At 62.4% G+C, this 19,037-nt stretch carries 20 protein-coding genes and 1 pseudogene; 12 read left to right on the top strand and 9 right to left on the bottom strand.

Going from position 1 to position 19,037, the window contains the following annotated elements; translation table 11 throughout:
* Positions 1-503: GntR family transcriptional regulator (locus EN964_RS04690; RefSeq protein ID WP_164775732.1), on the bottom strand; the 503-nt coding region annotated here is incomplete at its 3' end.
* Between the two features lie 180 nt (positions 504-683).
* Between EN964_RS04690 and EN964_RS04685 the strand changes: the two genes are divergently transcribed.
* Both EN964_RS04685 and EN964_RS04680 read left to right on the top strand, forming a co-directional pair.
* Positions 684-1,946, top strand: coding sequence for a multidrug efflux MFS transporter (locus EN964_RS04685; RefSeq protein WP_127272733.1), 1,263 nt, complete (start codon positions 684-686; stop codon positions 1,944-1,946).
* Between the two features lie 39 nt (positions 1,947-1,985).
* Positions 1,986-2,360 (top strand): DUF423 domain-containing protein, encoded by a 375-nt coding sequence (locus EN964_RS04680; RefSeq protein WP_127272732.1) that lies wholly within the window; start codon positions 1,986-1,988, stop codon positions 2,358-2,360.
* A gap of 34 nt (positions 2,361-2,394) precedes the next feature.
* Here EN964_RS04680 and EN964_RS04675 read toward each other — a convergent pair whose 3' ends face one another.
* Together EN964_RS04675 and EN964_RS04670 are read right to left on the bottom strand one after the other, a co-directional pair.
* Complete coding sequence (locus EN964_RS04675; protein ID WP_164763223.1) at positions 2,395-2,592, bottom strand: hypothetical protein; 198 nt, start codon at positions 2,590-2,592, stop codon at positions 2,395-2,397.
* Positions 2,593-2,594: 2 nt separating this feature from the next.
* On the bottom strand, positions 2,595-2,738 hold the full coding sequence (locus EN964_RS04670) for a hypothetical protein (protein WP_126068772.1): 144 nt from the start codon (positions 2,736-2,738) through the stop codon (positions 2,595-2,597).
* A 155-nt stretch (positions 2,739-2,893) separates the two neighbouring features.
* On the opposite strand from EN964_RS04670, the gene EN964_RS04665 reads away from it, so the two are divergent.
* Positions 2,894-3,973 carry a LacI family DNA-binding transcriptional regulator gene (locus EN964_RS04665; RefSeq protein ID WP_127270806.1) on the top strand — a complete coding sequence of 360 codons (1,080 nt, stop codon included), beginning with the start codon at positions 2,894-2,896 and terminating at the stop codon, positions 3,971-3,973.
* A 2-nt stretch (positions 3,974-3,975) separates the two neighbouring features.
* On the opposite strand, the gene EN964_RS04660 is transcribed toward EN964_RS04665, so the two are convergent.
* Complete coding sequence (locus EN964_RS04660; protein WP_127273590.1) at positions 3,976-5,211, bottom strand: OpgC family protein; 1,236 nt, start codon at positions 5,209-5,211, stop codon at positions 3,976-3,978.
* Here EN964_RS04660 and EN964_RS37530 point away from each other — a divergent pair.
* Positions 5,204-5,368, top strand: a complete 165-nt coding sequence (locus tag EN964_RS37530; protein WP_164749024.1) for a hypothetical protein — start codon at positions 5,204-5,206, stop codon at positions 5,366-5,368. The genes EN964_RS04660 and EN964_RS37530 overlap by 8 nt on opposite strands.
* A gap of 45 nt (positions 5,369-5,413) precedes the next feature.
* On the top strand, positions 5,414-6,082 hold the full coding sequence (locus tag EN964_RS04655; RefSeq protein ID WP_127267509.1) for an alpha/beta hydrolase: 669 nt from the start codon (positions 5,414-5,416) through the stop codon (positions 6,080-6,082).
* 26 nt (positions 6,083-6,108) lie between these two features.
* Here EN964_RS04655 and sthA read toward each other — a convergent pair whose 3' ends face one another.
* On the bottom strand, positions 6,109-7,497 hold the full coding sequence (sthA, locus tag EN964_RS04650) for a Si-specific NAD(P)(+) transhydrogenase (RefSeq protein ID WP_127267508.1): 1,389 nt from the start codon (positions 7,495-7,497) through the stop codon (positions 6,109-6,111).
* A 208-nt stretch (positions 7,498-7,705) separates the two neighbouring features.
* Between sthA and EN964_RS04645 the strand changes: the two genes are divergently transcribed.
* From EN964_RS04645 to EN964_RS04630, 3 genes are all read left to right on the top strand, one after another.
* Positions 7,706-8,176, top strand: a complete 471-nt coding sequence (locus EN964_RS04645; protein ID WP_127267507.1) for an RDD family protein — start codon at positions 7,706-7,708, stop codon at positions 8,174-8,176.
* A 140-nt stretch (positions 8,177-8,316) separates the two neighbouring features.
* Positions 8,317-9,081, top strand: a complete 765-nt coding sequence (locus EN964_RS04635; RefSeq protein WP_023810205.1) for an arginyltransferase — start codon at positions 8,317-8,319, stop codon at positions 9,079-9,081.
* A 129-nt stretch (positions 9,082-9,210) separates the two neighbouring features.
* Positions 9,211-10,107, top strand: coding sequence for a DMT family transporter (locus EN964_RS04630; protein WP_127267506.1), 897 nt, complete (start codon positions 9,211-9,213; stop codon positions 10,105-10,107).
* A gap of 12 nt (positions 10,108-10,119) precedes the next feature.
* Here EN964_RS04630 and EN964_RS04625 read toward each other — a convergent pair whose 3' ends face one another.
* Positions 10,120-11,334, bottom strand: coding sequence for an AI-2E family transporter (locus tag EN964_RS04625; protein WP_127267505.1), 1,215 nt, complete (start codon positions 11,332-11,334; stop codon positions 10,120-10,122).
* A gap of 238 nt (positions 11,335-11,572) precedes the next feature.
* Positions 11,573-13,825 (bottom strand): DNA topoisomerase IV subunit A, encoded by a 2,253-nt coding sequence (gene parC / locus EN964_RS04620; protein ID WP_127267504.1) that lies wholly within the window; start codon positions 13,823-13,825, stop codon positions 11,573-11,575.
* Between parC and EN964_RS37525 the strand changes: the two genes are divergently transcribed.
* Both EN964_RS37525 and EN964_RS04615 read left to right on the top strand, forming a co-directional pair.
* A complete protein-coding gene (locus EN964_RS37525; RefSeq protein ID WP_127258120.1) occupies positions 13,781-14,050 on the top strand; it encodes a hypothetical protein in 270 nt (89 codons plus the stop codon). The genes parC and EN964_RS37525 overlap by 45 nt on opposite strands.
* Positions 14,051-14,153: 103 nt before the next feature.
* Positions 14,154-15,344 carry a hypothetical protein gene (locus EN964_RS04615; protein WP_127267503.1) on the top strand — a complete coding sequence of 397 codons (1,191 nt, stop codon included), beginning with the start codon at positions 14,154-14,156 and terminating at the stop codon, positions 15,342-15,344.
* Positions 15,345-15,576: 232 nt separating this feature from the next.
* Here the strand turns inward: EN964_RS04615 and aspS are convergent, their stop codons facing one another.
* Together aspS and EN964_RS04605 are read right to left on the bottom strand one after the other, a co-directional pair.
* The gene (gene aspS / locus EN964_RS04610; RefSeq protein WP_164748989.1) at positions 15,577-17,364 is read right to left on the bottom strand and encodes an aspartate--tRNA ligase; all 1,788 of its coding nucleotides are present in this window, start codon (positions 17,362-17,364) and stop codon (positions 15,577-15,579) included.
* A 214-nt stretch (positions 17,365-17,578) separates the two neighbouring features.
* The gene (locus tag EN964_RS04605) at positions 17,579-18,055 is read right to left on the bottom strand and encodes a MarR family winged helix-turn-helix transcriptional regulator (RefSeq protein WP_127271416.1); all 477 of its coding nucleotides are present in this window, start codon (positions 18,053-18,055) and stop codon (positions 17,579-17,581) included.
* 95 nt (positions 18,056-18,150) lie between these two features.
* Between EN964_RS04605 and EN964_RS04600 the strand changes: the two genes are divergently transcribed.
* The gene (locus tag EN964_RS04600) at positions 18,151-18,519 is read left to right on the top strand and encodes an antibiotic biosynthesis monooxygenase (protein WP_127271415.1); all 369 of its coding nucleotides are present in this window, start codon (positions 18,151-18,153) and stop codon (positions 18,517-18,519) included.
* 26 nt (positions 18,520-18,545) lie between these two features.
* A pseudogene (locus tag EN964_RS04595) lies at positions 18,546-19,037 on the top strand (hypothetical protein); the annotation flags it as partial.

Here is a 19,037-nt window from a genome sequence, read left to right as displayed (position 1 = left end):
GCCCAGGCGCGGCTGAGGGCCGCTTCGTCGCGGACCTCCAGCCAACGCGCCCGCGACAGGCGCGTCATGGCATCGCGCACCGCCCGGAACAGGAATTCATTGCCCGACAGACGCGCCAGTTCGATGTGAAAATCCATGCCGACGCGATGCCATTCCTCGCGCGGCGTGTCGTTGTCGCAGGACTCGAGCATCGCCTCGATGACATCGAGGGCGCTCCGGTCCGCCAGGCTGCATGTCAGGCGAAGCGCCGCAACCTCGACCGCTTCCCTGTAGACGGCGATCTGCTCGAGTTCAGCCAGATTGATCGGCGACACCGTCCAGCCACGTCCGTCCCTGCCGACCAGGCCCTCGGTCTCGAGCCGCAGAAGTGCTGCCCTGACCGGGGTTCGCGACGCGCCGAAGCGGCTCTCGATCCAGCGCTCCGTCAGCTTCTCGCCGGGACCGATCTCGAGGCCCAGGATCATTTGCCGAAGCTGTTTTTCGACGCTCTGCATCTGCGACATTGTCGTTTCCATTTTCTGATCGTTGCTGGCGATCGTCTTGCCGGCCGCCTTTTCCGATCACGTTTGAGACGGTCGCATTGACAGCGGTCAAGCTTGCGTCCATCAGGGGCACCATCTTGGTATCCCAAATTGGTATCCGCAGCAAGCATCGATAAGAGTTGCTGGGACAGGACATATGACATGCAGCAGCAGAACACGCCCCCGGCGACCGACAGCACCTACAACATCCACTGGCGGCGCAATCTGTTCGTGTGCGTTGCCGGATCGTTTTCGACGCTTGTCGCCATGACGCTGCTTTTGCCGTTCCTGCCGCTCTATATCGAGCAGCTCGGCGCCGAGGGCCACGCGGCGATCGTGCAATGGTCGGGGATAGCCTATGGCGCGACGTTCTTCGCGGCGGCGCTGGTGGCGCCGCTCTGGGGACGTCTCGGCGACCGCTACGGCCGCAAGGTGATGCTGGTTCGCGCCAGCTTCGGCATGGCCATATGCATGTCGCTGACCGGCATGGTGCAGACGGTCTGGCAACTGGTGCTGCTGCGGCTGCTGATCGGGTTTGCCGGTGGCTATTCCTCGGGATCGACCATCCTCGTTGCCATGCAGACGCCGAAGGAACGCTCCGGCTGGGCGCTGGGCCTGCTGTCGGCCGGCATCACGGGTGGGGCTCTGGTCGGCCCACTGGTGGGCGGCGCCCTGCCGCCGCTGATCGGCATCCGCGCCACCTTTCTCCTCTCCGGCGGCGTCATCTTCCTGGCGTTCCTGGCGACCACGTTTCTGATCAAGGAGAATCCCCGGCCGAAAACAGCAGACGCCGCGTCGAAGCAGAAGCAGAAAGGCGGCTGGGCACAAATCCCCGACAAGCGGCCTGTCGTCGCCATGCTGGCGACCGGCATGCTGTTGAGCTTCGCCACCATGTCGATCGAGCCGATCATCACCGTCTATGTGCAGCAGCTCATCGAGGACCAGAGCCGCGTCACGCTGATATCAGGCGTCGTCATGTCGGCGGCGGCCCTTGGCGCCATCCTGTCGGCTTCGCGCCTCGGCAAACTCGCCGACCGCGTCGGCCACTGGAACGTCATCATCGGCGCGCTTGCCGTCTCGGCACTGCTGCTGATCCCGCAGGCCTTCGTCACGCAAAGCTGGCAACTCATCGGCCTGCGTTTCCTGATGGGCCTGGCGCTGGGCGGGCTCTTGCCCTGCATCACCAGCGTGATCCGCCACAATGTTCCCGATGGGGTCGGCGGCAATGTGCTCGGCCTGTCGATTTCCGCCCAGTATGTCGGGCAGGTCGCCGGTCCCCTGCTCGGCGGCTTTGCCGGCGGCCATTTCGGCATGCGCTCGGTGTTTCTGGGCACATCCGTCTTGATGGCCGGGGGCGCGGTGTATAACTGGCTGGCACAGTCGCGCCGCGAGCAGGACATGCTCGCCAAAGCCGGCAAGTCCTGACGGGATTGGGCATCCCTCTGATATCACGGAGCCATGGACATGAGCACGGCCGAACGACCTTCCGACAACAGCGGCCGTATCCTCGTCCTGGCCGGCGGCCTGTGCGGCGCCGCCGGCGTGGCGCTGTCGGCCGCGGCGGCGCATCTGGGCGGCGCCTTCGTCGGCACCGCCGCATCCTTCCTGCTGATGCATGCGCCGGTCTTCCTCGCCGCCGGATTGCTTGGGGCGAACCGGATGCTGCGCATCGGCAGCCTGATCCTGCTGGTTGGGCTTCTGCTGTTCTGCGGCGATCTGCTGGCCCGCGATTTCATCGGGTCGCGGCTGTTCCCGCTGTCGGCGCCGATCGGCGGCACGCTACTCATTACCGGCTGGCTGGCGATCGCCGCCTCGGCGCTGGTGCGCATGCGTTCCTGACGCCTGCCCGCGCCAAATGTAAAAGCGTGGGCTGCTAGTCCTGCCGGCGCTCGGGCTTGATGAGCAATTCGCGATTGCGTCGCCGCAGCTTCGCCAACCAATGCCGTTCCGGCCTCGCGATGCCCCAATAGTTGCGGTAGATGTCTTCGAACAGATAGCTGACGGGATGCATGATGTGCGCTCCTTCTAGTCCTTGAATCGATCCAATCGACAGGCGCGAAAAACCGACCACGATCAGCTCCGCTTGCGCTCCACAAGGAACCGCAACTCGCGAACCCATGGGCTGGCTTTGCCACGGCGCTTCTGCGTCGTGGTGTTCGACGAGATGCTCCAGTCGTTGCGGTAGATATCTTCGAAGAGAAAATTGACGGGATGCATGGCACAACTCCCCTAAATATGTTGAATCGATCCAATTTAGAGAACCACCGTTCGCTTGGATCGATTCAAACATACGCCTTGCCGAGACTGTGATCAAGTCAAAATTTGAACCGATCCAACGAAAGTGTTAGGAGGGAGGAATTCAGGAGACGAAGATGGCGCCATTGACCTCTGCAAAGACAAGACCGGTCCGTCTGGCGGACATTGCCAAGGCGGCCGGCGTGTCGCACGGCACCGCGTCCAACGTGTTCGCCCGGCCGGAGATCGTGCGCGAGGAGGTCCGCGAGCGGGTCAAGGCGGCAGCCGAGGCCATGGGATATGGCGGACCGGATCCCAAGGGCCGGCTGCTGCGCGCCGGCAAGGTCAATGCCATCGGTGTCGCGACCGCGGAACCCCTCTCCTATTTCTTCGACGACCCCTTTGCCCGGGTGATGATGGCCAGCATCTCGCAGGCCTGCGACGCGACCGGTGCGGGGATTTCGCTGGTCTCCGCAGCCAACAACGAACAGCTTGCCTGGAACATCCAAAGTGCGCTGGTCGACGGTTTCATCGTCTTTTGCGTCGATGGCGGTTCAAGGCTGGTCGAACTGGCGCGTGAACGCAAACTCCCTTTTGTCGCGCTCGATCTCGATTCGGACGACGACGACGCCGTTGCAGCAATCGGCGTCGACAACATCGCCGGGGCTGGCCTGGCCGCCCGCCACCTGACCGAACTCGGACATCGCCGCTTTGCCGTGCTTACCCTGCCCTGTGCCGACGCAGGCTTCGGCCCTACCACAAGGGAGCAGGTGGAAATGGCCCTCTACTCGGCTACGCGCGACCGCTTGCGTGGCTATTTCGCCGAACTCTCCCGGGTCGGCGTCGACGTCTCGCGCGTGCCGATCTACGAAACCGTCAATGACGAGAAGAGCGTTTGGGCCGGCCTCGACCATATTTTCGCCGGTGCCGAGACGCCGACAGCCATTCTGGCGATGTCCGACAGGATGGCGCTCCATGCGCTGGACTGGCTGCGGCAGCACGACATTGCGGTGCCGGGCGATGTTTCGGTCGTCGGCTTCGACGGTGTTCCGGAGGGGGCGGTTTCCAAGCCGCCGCTGACCACGATCGTCCAGCCGATCGCCGAGATGGGCCGCCTTGCCGTCAAGGCGATCCTTGAAAATGACGGTTCGTTCAGCCGGCAATCGCTGCCGGTCCAACTCGTGGTGCGAGCCTCATCCGGCCCCTCGCCCGCCTGAGCTCAACGGCCCATTCTTGTCGCCATGGCCGGCATCGCGAAGGATGCAGCATGGACGGGCGGTGCGGCGTTGTGAGCCGGCCTGCTTTTGCCGGACCAGCCAAGGCCCGATAGCCATTCGAGATAGTAGGCGAGCGCGAACTGCATGACGATGCCGGCCGATATCAACAGGCTGTCATAGGCAAATCCGCCCGGATTGATCAGCTTCAGCACTTGCGCCGCCATTGCAAGCACCGTGCCGGCAATGAAAATCGGCAGCGATCGTTTGCCCAATATGGCAAGCGGATGATCGCGTCCGGTGCGAAACAGGTTCGAGACCGCCGGGAATGCCACGATCAGGTAGCTCACCGCCAATATATGCAGCAGCCTCGGCAGCGACAGGAACGTCTTGTCGAAGCCGGTCAGCACCGGAGGCAGGCCAAACCAGGAGATATGCCCCCAAAGCGGGCTGTGCACCCAGACCAGTGCCACAGCGGTGTAGGCCAAGGCCGCGCCAACCAGCCAGCGATTGACCGGGATGGTACCGCCGCGACGCACATGCAATGCACCTGCCAGGCCGATGTTGAAAAGGAACTGCCACGACAGCGGGTTGAGAAACCAGAAGCCGGGCTCGGGATAGTTGGGCGGAGCAATTTGATAAACCCCCGCGACCAGCCACAGGGCGCCGGAGGCGACCAGTGCCAAGACCGGCCGATAGCTGACAATGAGCAGGAACACCGGCGTCAGCAAGAGCAGCACCGCATAGACGGGCAGTATGTTGTTGTAGCCGAGTTGGTGGCCGAGCGTCACGATGCCGATCAGCACCTGCGGCGTATTCTTGATCAACGGCTCGATGTTGATCATCGTCAAAAGCTCCGGCCGCCTGGCAAACACCGCCGCAGCGCAGAACATGGCCATCACCACCATGGTGGTGACGATGTGGGTGGCATAAAGCACACCGGCGCGGCGCAACATCTTCAGGGTTGCCAGCAGCCGGTTTCCAGGTTGGAATTTCCTGCCATAGGCAAGTGCGACCGAGATGCCGGAGATCAGCACGAAGACTTCCGCCGCATCGGAAAAGCCGAAATTCTTGTAGGTCAGATACTCGAAGGCGGTACCTGGCACATGGTCGACATAGATGGTCAGCAAAGCGAGAGCACGGAGCACGTCTATGCGCGTGTCGCGCTCAGTGCGATCGGGGACACGCGCATCGCGGTCCGAGACACGCGAATCGCGGTCCGGGGAAATCTGGGTGGTCATCGACAAAAAGGCCTCAAAGCTGGTTGTTCATGCCGAGCAATGCGACCCCCGGCGCACCGCTTCGATTCCTCCCGAAGGAATGTTATCGGCGGAGAAACGGACTGTAATGCGCCCGGTTCAATCAACTTTCGCGGAGCTTGAAAATATTGCGTTTTGAAGCCGGCAAATTGAGCGAAACCTCATATAATCAAGAGGATGCGCGATGATCGAAGAGACCTCACAAGATGGTGCGCAGCGGCGTGATCTGGCCTTCAGCTACCGGCTTTACAGCCCGGCGGATTCAACCGGCGAATGTCTCTTCCTGCTGCATGGATCGGGTGTCGACGAGACGACATTGGTGCCGCTGGCACGAGAGATCGCACCGCGGGCCAAGCTGATCGCGGTGCGTGGCCGCATTGTCCAGGAGGATGGTTTCCGCTGGTTCGCGCGCATCACGCCGACGCGCTTCGAACAGCACAGCATCCGCACCGAGACCGATGCCTTTGCGGGCTTCGTCGCCGACGCGGCCACACGCCACCATCTCGATCTCTCACGCGCGACGTTCCTCGGCTATTCGAACGGCGCCAATCTGGTTTCAAGCCTGATGCTGCTGCATCCGGAGCTCGTCGAGCGCGCCGCGCTGCTGCGGCCGATGCCGGTGCTCGATCACGTGCCGGCGACGGATTTGTCAAAGGTGCGCGTCCTGATGATCGCCGGCGCCGCGGATCTCACCTATTCGCCCTTCGCCCCTGCTCTGGTGACATTGCTCAGCCAGCATGGCGCCGAGATCGACGCCCGGATTGTCCCATCAGGTCATGAATTCGGCAGCGCCGACGCCGCAATCGTCAGACAATGGCTGTCGGGATCCGCGGCGGTGGCGCAGGCAAGCTGACAGGCTCGCCGCCACGACCAGCCGGCCTACCCTCGTCCCATCCTGTTCCAGGCGTCCAGCCCTGCAATCTTGTAGGCTTCGGCGAGCGTCGGATAGTTGAAGGTGTTGTTGACGAAGAAGTCGACGGTGCCGCCGAGATTGATCACCGCCTGGCCGATGTGGATGAGCTCGGTGGCGCCCTCGCCGATGATGTGCGCGCCGAGCAGACGGCGCGTTTCGACCGAGAACAACAGTTTCAGGAAGCCGGTGTTGACGCCCATGATATGGCCGCGCGAGGTCTCGCGAAAGCGCGCCACGCCGATCTCATAGGCCGCACCGCTTTCACGCACCTGTTCCTCGGACTGGCCGACCGTCGAGATTTCCGGCACCGCATAGATGCCATAGGGGAATGTTTCCGGTGGCGGCGGCAACGGCACGCCGAAGGCATGGCAGGCCGCCACCCTGCCCTGCTCCATCGAAGTCGAGGCCAGGCTCGGAAAGCCGATGACGTCGCCGGCGGCGTAGATGTTCGGCACGCTGGTCTGGAACGTATGCGGATCGACCTTGATGCGCCCTCTGGAGTCGGCGTCGATTCCCACGACATCGAGGCCCAGGTTGCCGACATTGCCGGTGCGGCCGGCGGCGTAGAGCACGACCTCTGAACGAATGGTGCGGCCATCGGCCAGTTCCACCTCGGCGGCATCAGGCTTGGAGCGGATTTCCTTCACCGCGCTGCCCAGCCGGATGGTCATGCCGCGATCGCGCATCTGGTGGATGAAATCGTCGACGATCTCGCGGTCGACGAAATCGAGGATGGAGTTGCGCGGCTCGACCAAGGTTACCGGCACGTCGAGCGCGGAAAAGATCGTTGCATATTCGACCCCGATGACGCCGGCGCCGATCACCGTCAGCGTGCGCGGCAAGCGGTCGAGTTCCAGCATCTCGTCGCTGTCGAAGATTCGGGTCTTGTCGAAAGGCACATCGCGCGGCCGGTGCGGCCTGGTGCCGACCGCGATCAGCGCATTAGCAAAACCGACCTCGCTGTAATCGCCGGTGTCGGTGGTCAGGCTGACCTTGTTGGGGCCAAGGAATTTCACCGCAGCCCGGGCGCTCTTGACCGTGTTGCGCATGAACTGGTGCTGCAGCACCTCGACCTCATGGTCGAGCGTCTTGTGCAGGCGCTCGACCAGATCGCCGACCGAGATATCCTGCTTGACCCGGTAGCCGCGCCCGTAGAAGCCGCGCTCACGCCAACCCGAAAGGTTGAGCACCGTTTCGCGCAGCGTTTTCGACGGGATGGTGCCGGTATGCACCGAGACACCGCCCAGACGCCGGCCGCGATCGACCACCAGCACCGATTTGCCGAGCTTGGCCGACTGCACCGCGGCCCGGCGACCGGAAGGGCCGCTGCCGATGACCAGCATGTCGTAGTCCATATTGCCCCGTCCCCTGCCATGTGCGCTTTTGCTGCGCCGCAGCAAGCTAATGCTATCCGCGCCGCAAATTCAACCGGTTCAGATTGCGCCTGGCGCCTTGAAGGCCGGCGCACCGCAAGAAGCCCGATCTTGATTCCGCCACAGGCCTTCACCATTTCATGGCTGAGCGGTCCGCACCCTATGTCGGACCTTGTTACGAGGAAATGACATGAACGCGCGCGTTCTCGACGGCGAAATCATCACCAGCAGGCTCGACGATGTCAGGGCCTATGACGGCGTGCGCACGAAGCGCATCCTGGCTTTCGTGATCGACTATGTCATCGTCGCGCTGCTTACCATTCCGTTTGCCATTCTGGTGTTCTTCCTCGGGCTTTTGACCCTCGGGCTTGGCTGGATGCTGTTCGGTATCCTGTTGCCGACTGTGGCCATCCTCTACATCTGGAACACGCTGGGCAGCACCGACCAGGCCACCACGGGCATGAAGATGATGGGCATCCGGCTCGACCGGCTCGACGGCAGGCCGATCGACGGCCTCACCGCGGTCGTCCATTCGGTGCTGTTCTGGGCCGGCAACGTCATCCTGTCGCCGCTCGTCCTGCTGGTGACGCTGTTTTCCGACCGCAAGCGCACCTTGCACGATCTTTTGCTTGGCACGGTCGTCAGCCGCACGGACCGCTGAAACGGCCCTCTGAAGAGCAGTCGCAACCGATTGAGCACAAATGTGAAGGCGTCGAGTCGACCACGCCCACATAATCCTGTTGAATTTTTCGCCGTCCGCGCCAAAGGTAGAGCGATTCGAAGGAGTGTTTCCAAGGCTCGATGACGCAGCATCCGACCCAGTCGCCGCAGTTCTTCCTGACCGCGCCGTCGCCGTGCCCCTATCTCGACGGCCAGTTCGAGCGCAAGGTGTTCACGCACCTGGTTGGCGACAAGGCGGCGGAGATGAACGACCTCTTGACCCAAGGCGGCTTCCGGCGCTCGCAGAACATCGCCTACAGGCCGGCCTGCGAGACCTGCCGCGCCTGCGTTTCGGTACGCATCCTCGCCCAGGAATTCGTCGCCAGCCGCAACATGAAGCGCGTGCTGCAGCACAATTCCGATCTCGTCGGCCACATGCACAATGCCGAGCCTTCGACCGAACAATATTCCCTGTTCCGCAGCTATCTCGATGCCCGCCACCGCCGTGGCGGCATGTCCGACATGACGGTGCTCGACTATGCGATGATGGTCGAGGATACCCATGTCGACACCAAGGTGATCGAGTATCGGCGGCGTGGACCAGACACGTTCATCACCGGCAAGGGACAGGGCGAGCTGATCGCGGTGGCGCTCACCGACAAGATGGCCGACGGCCTGTCGATGGTCTATTCCTACTTCAATCCCGATTTCGAGGAACGGTCGCTCGGCACGTTCATGATCCTCGACCACATCGCCCGCGCCAGGGCGATGGGCCTGCCCCATGTCTATCTCGGCTACTGGGTCAACGGCTCGCGCAAGATGAATTATAAGATGCGCTTCATGCCGCAGGAGCATCTCGGCCCGAAGGGCTGGGAGCGCTACACCAACGAAGCGGTCGCGCGCTGATTACTCTTTCCCAAGTCCGGGCTTAAACATTTTCAATCGAGACGATGCTGGTCTTTCCGCTGGTTGGCGGAGAGCGTGCGATTGCGCCGGTCCGCCATCCTCTCCCGAATTCATTGTGAAAGTCGCTGCATGTCGTCTCACGATACTCACACCAAAGGACTTCTGCTCACCGCATTTGGCGGGCTGACGCTGACCGTGGACATCCCGCTGATCCGGCTCGCCCACGGCGAGGCATGGACAATCCTGCTGCTGCGCACCGGCTGCACCTTGGCCGCGGCACTGATCATGTGGACCATCTGGCGCTCGTTCAGCAAGAATGCGCCGCAGCTGATACCTGGCTGGTCGGGCCTGATCGTTGCCGCGATCTACGGGCTCGGCGCGATTGCGTTCATCACAGGCGTCTACAACACCTCGACCGCCAACCTGGTGTTCATCCTGGCCTTCACAACCATGTTCGCCGCGCTGCTTTCATGGGTGTTCCTGAAGGAGCGGCCGCGGCCGCTGACCCTTGCGGCATTGGCCATGATGATTGTCGGCGTCGTCATCATCGTCGGCGATTCCGTTGGCACCGGACATCTGTTCGGCGACCTGATGGCGTTGTGTTCGGCCTTCCTGATCGCCTGCGCCATCACCATCTCGCGCGCCAGCGGCAAGGATATGGGCTTTACCTCACTGATCGGCGTCGTCCTGCCCTTCGGGCTGGCGGCGTTCATGGTCTCCAACACCGGCTTTCAGGTGGAGGCGCCCTGGTGGATCATCCTCAACGGCGCCGTCGTCATGCCGATTGCGTTCTTCTGCCTTGCCGCCGGGCCGAAATACATTTCGGGCCCTGAAGTGGCGATGTTCTACCTGCTCGAAACCGTGCTGGCGCCGGTCTGGGTGTGGATGATCTTTGCCGAAACACCGACGCGCAACAGCCTGATCGGCGGCGCGATCCTGATCGTCACGCTGATCGCGCATTCGCTGTGGCAGCTTCACGAGGGACGCAAGCGGCGTGGCGACCTTGCGGTGCAACATCCGGTCTAAGGCGCGTTGAGATCAGGCGCTGGCCTTCTTCGCCACGTCGGGTTCCGGCAGGACCTCGATTTGCGGACCGGCTTCGATTTCGGCTGGCGAGCCCGGGACGACTTCATCGGCCATTTCCACCTCGCGAAGCCATTCGCGCCAGATCGCGACCAGCAGGGCCATCAGCACCGGGCCGATGAACAGACCGAGAAACCCCATGGTCTTGACGCCGCCGATCAGGCCGAAAAACGTCGGCAGGAAGGGCAGTTTTATCGGCCCGCCGACGAGCTTCGGGCGCAGTGTCTTGTCGACGATGAACAGTTCGACCGCACCCCAGAGGAACAGTGCCAGCCCGGCCATCGGCGAGCCGCTGGCGGCCAGATAGATCGAGACCAGCGTGAACGACAGTGGCGCACCGCCAGGGATCAGCGCCATGACGCCGGTCAAGGCGCCAAGCGTGACCGGCGACGGCACGCCGGCCAGCCAGTAGGCGATGCCCAGCACCAGGCCTTCGCCGATGGCGATCACGGTCATGCCGGTCACGGTCGACGAGATCGTCGCGGGCACGACGCGCGAAATCCGTTCCCATCTGGTCGGCAGGATGCGTTCGCCGAGACGGTCGACCTGGCCGGCAAAATGCTCGCCGTCGCGATAGGCGAAGAACAACGCGATCATCATGAACAACAATGTCAGGAGCAAGCCGAAAGCGCTGCCGCCGGCGGCCAGCACACCGCGATAGATGCTGCCGATGTTAGCGCCGCTGACCAGCTGGATCAGTTCACCAATGCCGCCGGGATGGCCGAAATTGGTCGTCCACTGCTGGTTCAGCCACTCGCCCACGACAGGCATGGTGGCGATCCAGTGCGGTGTCACCGCGCCATGACGGTTGGTCTCGATCGCCCAGGCGACCCATTCGCGGACCTCGTTGATCGCATAGGTGCCGGCGAGCGCGATCGGGATCACCAGGAAGGCTAAGATAAAGAGGATGGCTAAGGTCGCGGCGATGGTGCGGTTGCCACTGACCGCGACAAGCAGGCGGCGGTAAAGCGGCCAGCTTGCGAAAGCGATGACGAGCGCCGCCAGCACCGGAAACAGGAAGCCGTGGAAGAAATAAACGCCGGCGGCGACGATCAGCACCAGCAGCCAGCGCGCCGCCGACAGCGGCGGGATGACGGCGGACCTGAGCGGCGTCGACAGGCCGAACAGGCGTTGCTGCCGTTCCGGTTTCTGGATTTTTGCTTCCTTCAAACGCCTGGCTCTCCCAAACACCCCTCCTGTCTATGCACTGATATAGTGCAGCAATCGTGACGATAGTCCAAATGATTGGGGATCTCCCCCCTCGAGGGGGAGATGGCCGGCAGGCCAGAGGGGGTCGCCGCGCGTGAAGCGCTAACCTCCTCTGCCGGCGAAGGAGGTCGCGTCCAGTCGTGCCGACCCCCTCTGTCGCCTTTGGCGACATCTCCCCCTCGAGGGGAGATTAGCAGCGCTACCCAAATTTCCCCGTCCTCGGGAATCCCTTCGGCACCATCCGTCCGGCCGACGCACGGGCACCGATCCACTCGGCCAGTTCCTCGCGCGACCTTGTGAAGGTGCGGTCGGCCGAATCCTGCCAGGAGAGGCCGGTCTCCAGCGTGAACGGTTTGAGATCGAGAAGGCCGCCATCCTTGTATTTCTGCAGCCGCACGCCCTTGCCGCGGCCCATCTCCGGAATCTCGGCGAGCGCGAACACCAGCATCTTGCGATTCTCGCCGACGATGGCGAGATGGTCGCCGGTGACCGGGATGCAGCGCTTGGCTTCGTCCGGCGCCTTGACGTTCATCACCTGCTTGCCCTTGCGGGTGTTGGCGACGACTTCCTCCTCCGGCACGATGAAACCGTTGGCGTCGTGCGAGGCCAGCAGCAGCTTGCGCTTCGGGTCGTGGACGAAGGCGGTGACGATGTCCTGGTCATTGTCCATATCGACGATGATGCGGATCGGCTCGCCATGGCCGCGCCCGCCAGGCAGCCGGTCGGCGCCGATGGTGTAGAATTTGCCGCCGGTGGTGAAGACCAGCACCTTGTCGGTGGTCTGGGCATGGAAGGCGAGCTTGAGGCTGTCGCCCTCCTTGAAGGTCAGCGTCGAGAGATCGGCCAGATGCCCCTTCATCGCCCGCAGCCAGCCCTTTTCCGACACGACGACCGTGACCGGCTCGCGCTCGATCATGGCGTGTGCGATGTCGGCCAGATCATGCTCGGGCGCGTCGGCGAACTGGGTGCGGCGCTTGCCGAGTTCGGTCTCCGGACCGAACTTGTCGCGGATGTTGGTGACTTCCCATTTGATCGTCGCCCACTGCTTCTCGTTTGAAGCAAGCAGTGCCTCGATCTGCTTCTTCTCCGCGCTCAGGCCGTCGAATTCCTTGCGGATCTCGAATTCTTCAAGCTTGCGCAGAGCGCGCAACCGCATATTGAGGATGGCTTCGGCCTGGGTGTCGGTGAGCGACCAGCGGGCCATCATCACCTGCTTTGGCTCATCCTCCTCGCGGATGATCCTGATCACCTCGTCGATGTTGAGGTAGGCGATCAAATAGCCGGCAAGTATCTCCAGCCGTCTTTCGATCTCGCCAAGCCGATGTTTCGAGCGGCGGATCAAAACCTCGCGGCGATGCTCGAGCCACTCCTGCAGTACGCCCTTCAGCGACAGCACGTTGGGCACCTTGCCGCGCGACAGGACGTTCATGTTGAGCGGGAAGCGGCTTTCGAGCTCGGTCAGCTTGAACAACGATTCCATCAAGATGCCGGGATCGACCGAACGGCTCTTCGGCACCAGCACGACGCGGACGTCCTCGGCGCTTTCGTCCCTGATGTCCTCGAGCAGCGGCAGCTTGCGTGCCATCAGCAGTTCGGCGATCTTCTCGATCAGCCGCGCCTTCTGCACGCCGTAGGGTATTTCGGTGACGACGATGCTCCAGGTGCCCCTGCCCTGGTCCTCCTGGAACCACTTCGAGCGCACGCGAAAGCCACCGCGGCCGGTTTGATAGGCTTCGAGGATCGAGGCGCGGCTGTCGACGATGATGCCGCCGGTCGGGAAATCCGGCCCCTGGACAAACTCCATCAGCTTCGCCACCGGCGCGTCCCGGTTTTCGATCAGGTGAAGTGCGGCATCGCAAAGCTCGGCGGCGTTGTGGGGCGGGATCGATGTCGCCATGCCCACCGCGATGCCGGACGAGCCGTTGGCCAGCAGATTCGGAAAGGCGCCGGGCAAAACCACCGGCTCCTCGTCTTCTTCATTGTAGGTCGGCCGATAATCGACGGCATCCTCGGTGATGCCGGACAAGAGTTCGGTCGCCACATCGGTCATGCGCGCTTCGGTGTAGCGCATGGCGGCGGCGTTATCACCGTCGATGTTGCCGAAATTGCCCTGCCCGTCGACCAAGGGATAGCGCATCGAAAAATCCTGCGCCAACCGCACCAGCGCGTCATAGATCGACTGGTCCCCATGCGGGTGGAACTTGCCCATCACCTCGCCGACGATGCGGGCGCATTTGGCAAAGCCCTGGTCGGGGTTGAGCCGCAGCAGGCGCATGGCGTGCATGATGCGGCGATGGACCGGCTTCAGTCCGTCGCGCACATCGGGCAGTGCCCGGTGCATGATGGTCGACAGCGCATAGGCCAGATAGCGCTCTTCCAGCGCCTTCTTCAGATCGACCGGTTCGATATGATCGCCACCGCCATTTTCAGGCGGCAAAAGCCTTTTTCCCATGGGCTCGGACTAGCCGAGCGGGTGATTCGCGGCAAGAGCCCGACAGAGATACCGGCCCTTCTGCAACACGAAACCGCACCCCGGGGGATGTCGGCCAACATCAGCCTGTTACATGCGGGTTCTATGGCCAAGCGCGACGACATCCGGCTATCGGCTCTTCATGACAAATTCACCGGTTTGCGCAAAGACGGTGGGATCGGGTTTGCCTTTCACCGCGATTTTTGACCAATGTGCCGGGACACGCCTTTTTCCGGTCCAGTTCGTCACGGAATGGTGATGGCGCAAATAATTGAAAAAACAATTTCAGGACACTCTCAGGGACCTTGCGATGACAATCAAACGCTCAACTCTTAGGAAATTAGCCCTTTCGACCTTCTTGCTCACGCTGCCGCTGAATGCGGCCCTCGCACAGGATACGGCAGTGGCCGACCGGCTGAAGGCCGCGCTTGTCGCACAAGGTGTCGACATCACCTGGACTGGCGTGACCGGCGACAACACCAGCATGGTGCTGCAGGGCGTTGCCATCAAACCGGCGGCGGAGAAGGAAGCGCTTCCCATCGGCGACGTCAAACTCGAAGGTGTGACCGAGGCAAATGGCGGCTATGACATCGCCACCGTATCGACGGCTGCCTTCACACACAGCAAGGACGGCGTCACCCTCGACCTCAGCCCCTTCGTCATCCATGACATGACAGTTCCGGCCGACGGCGCCACCGGCCCGCTCGGCTCGCTGATGATGTACAAGTCAGCCGAACTCTCGAACATGACCGTCAAGGTCGCCGACAAGACCGCCTTCTCGATGGATGGACTTGCCATCGAGATCACGCCGCCGGCGGACGGCAAGGCGATGGAATTCACCGCCACCACGGAGAAATTCAACGCCGACCTGACGCTGGTGGACGATCCGAAGTCCAAGGAAGTCATCAACGCGCTCGGCTACCAGAACATCGCGGGCAATCTCGAAATGGCCGGCACCTGGCAGCCCACGGACGGCAAGATGGAACTGTCGAAATACGACATCTCGGTCGAGAATGCCGGCACGCTCGGCATGACCTTCAATCTCGGCGGCTACACGCTGGACTTTATCAAGTCGCTGCAGGAAATGCAGAAGAAGATGGCTGCACAGCCCGAAGGCGCCGACAATTCGGCGCAAGGCATGGCCATGCTCGGCCTGTTGCAGCAGCTTTCGTTCAACAGCGCCTCGATCCGCTTCGACGACGATTCGCTGACCAACAAGGTTTTGGACTATGTCGGCAAGCAGCAAGGCATGTCCGGCAAGGACATCGCCAACCAGGCCAAGGCGATCGTGCCGTTCGGCATGGCGCAGCTCAACAATCCGGAACTGACGGCGCAGGTTACGGCCGCGGTCAGCAAATTCCTCGATGATCCGAAGAGCCTCGAAATCTCGGCCGAGCCGCCGGCATCCGTGCCGTTCGCACTGATCATGGCGGGCGCCATGTCCAACCCGCTCGACCTGCCGAAGACGCTCGGCGTCACCGTCAAGGCCAACGAAGACTGATCGAAGTAGTTCCCTTCTCCCCGTCACTATACGGGGAGAAGGTGCCGGCAGGCGGATGAGGGGCAGCGCCGACGCCTACAAATTGCAATTCATGCCGAACCGATTGCCTGTCAGAAGGCGTCAGCTGCAACGGCCGTTCGCCAATCGCCCGCATCCGCGCTGCCCCTCATTGTCCTGCCGGACATTTCTCCCCGTATAGAGACGGGGAGAAAGGGCAGTTGCAACGCCGCCGTCAGTCCTTCTTGGGCACGGCAACGCGCAGCGCCAGGTCGCGAAGCTGCTGCGGGCTCGCTTCCGAAGGCGCGTTCATCAACAGATCGTAGGCCTGCTGGTTCATCGGGAACATGGTGATCTCACGCAGGTTCTTGGCGCCGAGCAGCAGCATGACGACGCGGTCGACACCGGCGGCCATGCCGCCATGCGGCGGCGCGCCATACTGGAAGGCGCGGTAGAGGCCGCCGAAGCGCTCCTCGACCGTGGCGCGATCCAGCCCGACCGTCTCGAATGCCTTGACCATGGTTTCGGGCAGATGGTTGCGGATACCGCCGCTGGCGATCTCGAACCCGTTGCAGACCATGTCGTACTGGAACGCCTTGATGCCGAGCAGGTCCTCGCCATTCAGCGCATCGATGCCACCTTGCGGCATCGAGAACGGGTTGTGGGCGAAGTCGATCTTCTTCTCTTCCTCGTTCCACTCGAAGAACGGGAAGTCGACGATCCAGCACAGTTCGAAACGCTCGCGGTCGACAAGGTTCAGCTCCTCGCCGGCACGGGTGCGCGCAGCCCCCGCGAAGGAGACGAACTTCTTCGGATCCCCGGCGACAAAAAAGGCCGCATCGCCGTCGGCAAGGCCGAGTTGAAGGCGGATCGCCTCTGTGCGCTCCTCGCCGATGTTCTTGGCGAGTGGGCCGGCGCCTTCGAGCTTGTCACCCTCCTTGCGCCAGAAGATATAACCCAGCCCCGGCTGGCCCTCGCCCTGCGCCCAGGAATTCATGCGGTCGCAGAAGGCGCGGCTGCCGCCGGTCTTTGCCGGAATGCCCCACACCTCGGCCTTCGGATCGTTGGCCAGGATGTTGGCGAACACCTTGAAGCCGGAATCGCGAAAATGGTCGGAAACGGCCTGCATTTCGATCGGGTTGCGCAGGTCCGGCTTGTCGGAACCGTATTTGCGCATGGCCACATTATAGGGGATGCGTTGGAAATTCTGCGTCACCGGCTTGCCGTTGGCGAAGGTCTCGAAGACCCCGCGCATGACAGGTTCCATGGTCGAAAGCACGTCGTCCTGCTCGACGAAGCTCATTTCAAGGTCGAGCTGGTAGAACTCACCAGGGAGACGATCGGCGCGCGGGTCCTCGTCGCGGAAGCAGGGCGCGATCTGGAAGTAGCGGTCGAAGCCCGACACCATGATCAGCTGCTTATACTGCTGCGGCGCCTGCGGCAGCGCGTAGAAGGTGCCGGGATGGATGCGCGACGGCACCAGGAAGTCGCGCGCGCCCTCGGGCGACGACGCGGTGAGGATCGGCGTCGAGAATTCGGTGAAGCCGACCTCGCCCATGCGCTTGCGCATTTCGGCGATGATTTTTGTACGCGCAATGATGTTCTTGTGCAGCGTCTCGCGGCGCAGATCGAGGAAGCGGTATTTCAGCCTTATATCCTCGGGATAGTCGGGCTCGCCGAACACCGGCAGCGGCAATTCCTTGGCCGCCGACAGCACCTCGATCTCGCGGGCGAAGATCTCGATCTCGCCGGTCGGCAGATTGGCGTTCGTGGTCTCGGGCAAACGCGCCTTGACCTCGCCGTCGACCCGAATGACCCACTCGCCGCGCACGGTTTCGGCGACCTTGAAGGCAGGAGAATCCGGATCAGCGACGATCTGGGTCAGGCCATAATTGTCGCGCAGGTCGATGAAGAGCAGACCGCCATGATCGCGCACGCGATGCACCCAGCCCGACAGGCGAACGGTCGAGCCGACGTCGCTCTTCCTCAACTGGGCACAGGTATGGCTGCGGTAACGGTGCATTGTCATTGGTAAAGTCCGGGGTGCTCTAGTTGCCGGCCAAGGCATCGCGGCCCGGCCCTGAAAATTTGCGCGAAAAGCGCATGGGAGGCCGGATTTGTCAAGGCAAGCGGACTTCCGTGTCCATGGTGTTCGCCGCCCGGTAGCCGGAGCGAGGCAGCGCGAGGATCAGCGCGGCGCTCAGCCTGTGAAGGAAACCGCCACAGGGCCACAACCGTCAGGCTTGCTCTTCAGCTTCATCGTTGCCTTCCAGTTTTTTCCGCAGCGCCGTCATGACCCTGTGCGTGGTGTTGATGTCCTCGACCAGCAGGCCATCCGCGAGGTTTTCGATCCAGGGCGCCTGCAAATGCATCGCGGCATCGAAAGTCTGTCTTCCCTTGTCAGTCAAAACGACAAGCTGCGCACGCTGATGATGCGGGTTGGCCTCGAAGGCGACGAGCCCTTCCCTATGCAGGTCGTTGACGATCCGTTGGACATTCTGGCGGCTGGCTCCCAGATCGCGCGCCAGCCACGCGACCGGCTGAGGGCGTTCGGCGGTCACGACAGCGCCGAGAACCTGCCAGCGGGCGCTCGTCAAACCGAGGTCGGCGACCAGCCTGTCACCCGATGTGAGCATTCGGCTGTTGAGCCTGAACAGGTCGAGAATGAGATCGGTCAAGGCATTGCCGGCAGGTGTTCGCTTGGCATCAGGCATATGACATCCTATATTGCTATTGACATTATGTTGTCAAATAGATATGTAATCAAGGTAACAGATTGGCACCATAACACCAATTAACGGAGCTTATGATGTCGCTCATGCGCCCACTGAACCCCGCTTTCCCGATCGACCGCCAGATCGCGATCGATGCTACCTCCGTCGTGCTGGTCAACGTCTTCACGCTCGACAAGGCCGACGAGCAGACCTTCCTCCATGCATGGCAGGATGATGCGGTCTTCATGAAGCAGCAACCCGGCTTCATCTCGACCCAGCTTCACCGCGCAATCGGCGAAAGTCCGGCCTATTTCAATTATGCCATATGGGAAACGATGGCTGACTTCCGGGCCGCGTTCTCGCATCCCGAGTTCAGGGCGAAGCTCTCGGCCTATCCGTCCTCGGCCGTCGCCTCTCCGCATCTGTTCCAAAAGGTGGCGGTGCCGGGCATCTGCCTGGCTTAAACGGTTGCAAGAATGGTGGGAAAGCCATGAGCAAGGTCATTCACCCAGTCGCCGGGACGGTCGCGATGCTGACGATCGCAAGCCTCTGGCTGTCGACGGTCCTCAGTGAGATGTTTGCCTCCCAGGTGGCGATAGCCGCCGTCAAGATGGCCATACCGTGGAGCTTCCTGTTGCTCGTTCCAGCGCTGGCGGCGGCGGGAGGTTCGGGCTTTGCGGCGGCCAAGGGCCGGCAGGCCGGGCTGATCGGCGCGAAGATCAAGCGCATGCCATGGGAAGATCAAGCGCATGCCATGGATAGCCGCCAATGGTCTCCTGGTTCTCATCCCCTCCGCACTCTTCCTCGCATCCAAGGCGAGAGCCAGCGAGTTCGACACCAGCTTCTACGCCGTGCAGGCGCTCGAATTGGCCGCCGGCGCGACGAACATCACGCTACTCGGCCTCAACATGCGCGACGGGTTCAAAATGAAGGGCCGGCTCCGCCGTCGGCCCGCTCGGCCCGTCAAAGCATCACCTCTATG

The organism is Mesorhizobium sp. M7A.F.Ca.CA.001.10.2.1 (assembly GCF_003998575.1).
Classification (GTDB): Bacteria; Pseudomonadota; Alphaproteobacteria; order Rhizobiales; family Rhizobiaceae; genus Mesorhizobium.
Note: the sequence above shows the minus strand (reverse complement) of the source record. Positions and strands in the feature narration are given on the sequence as shown.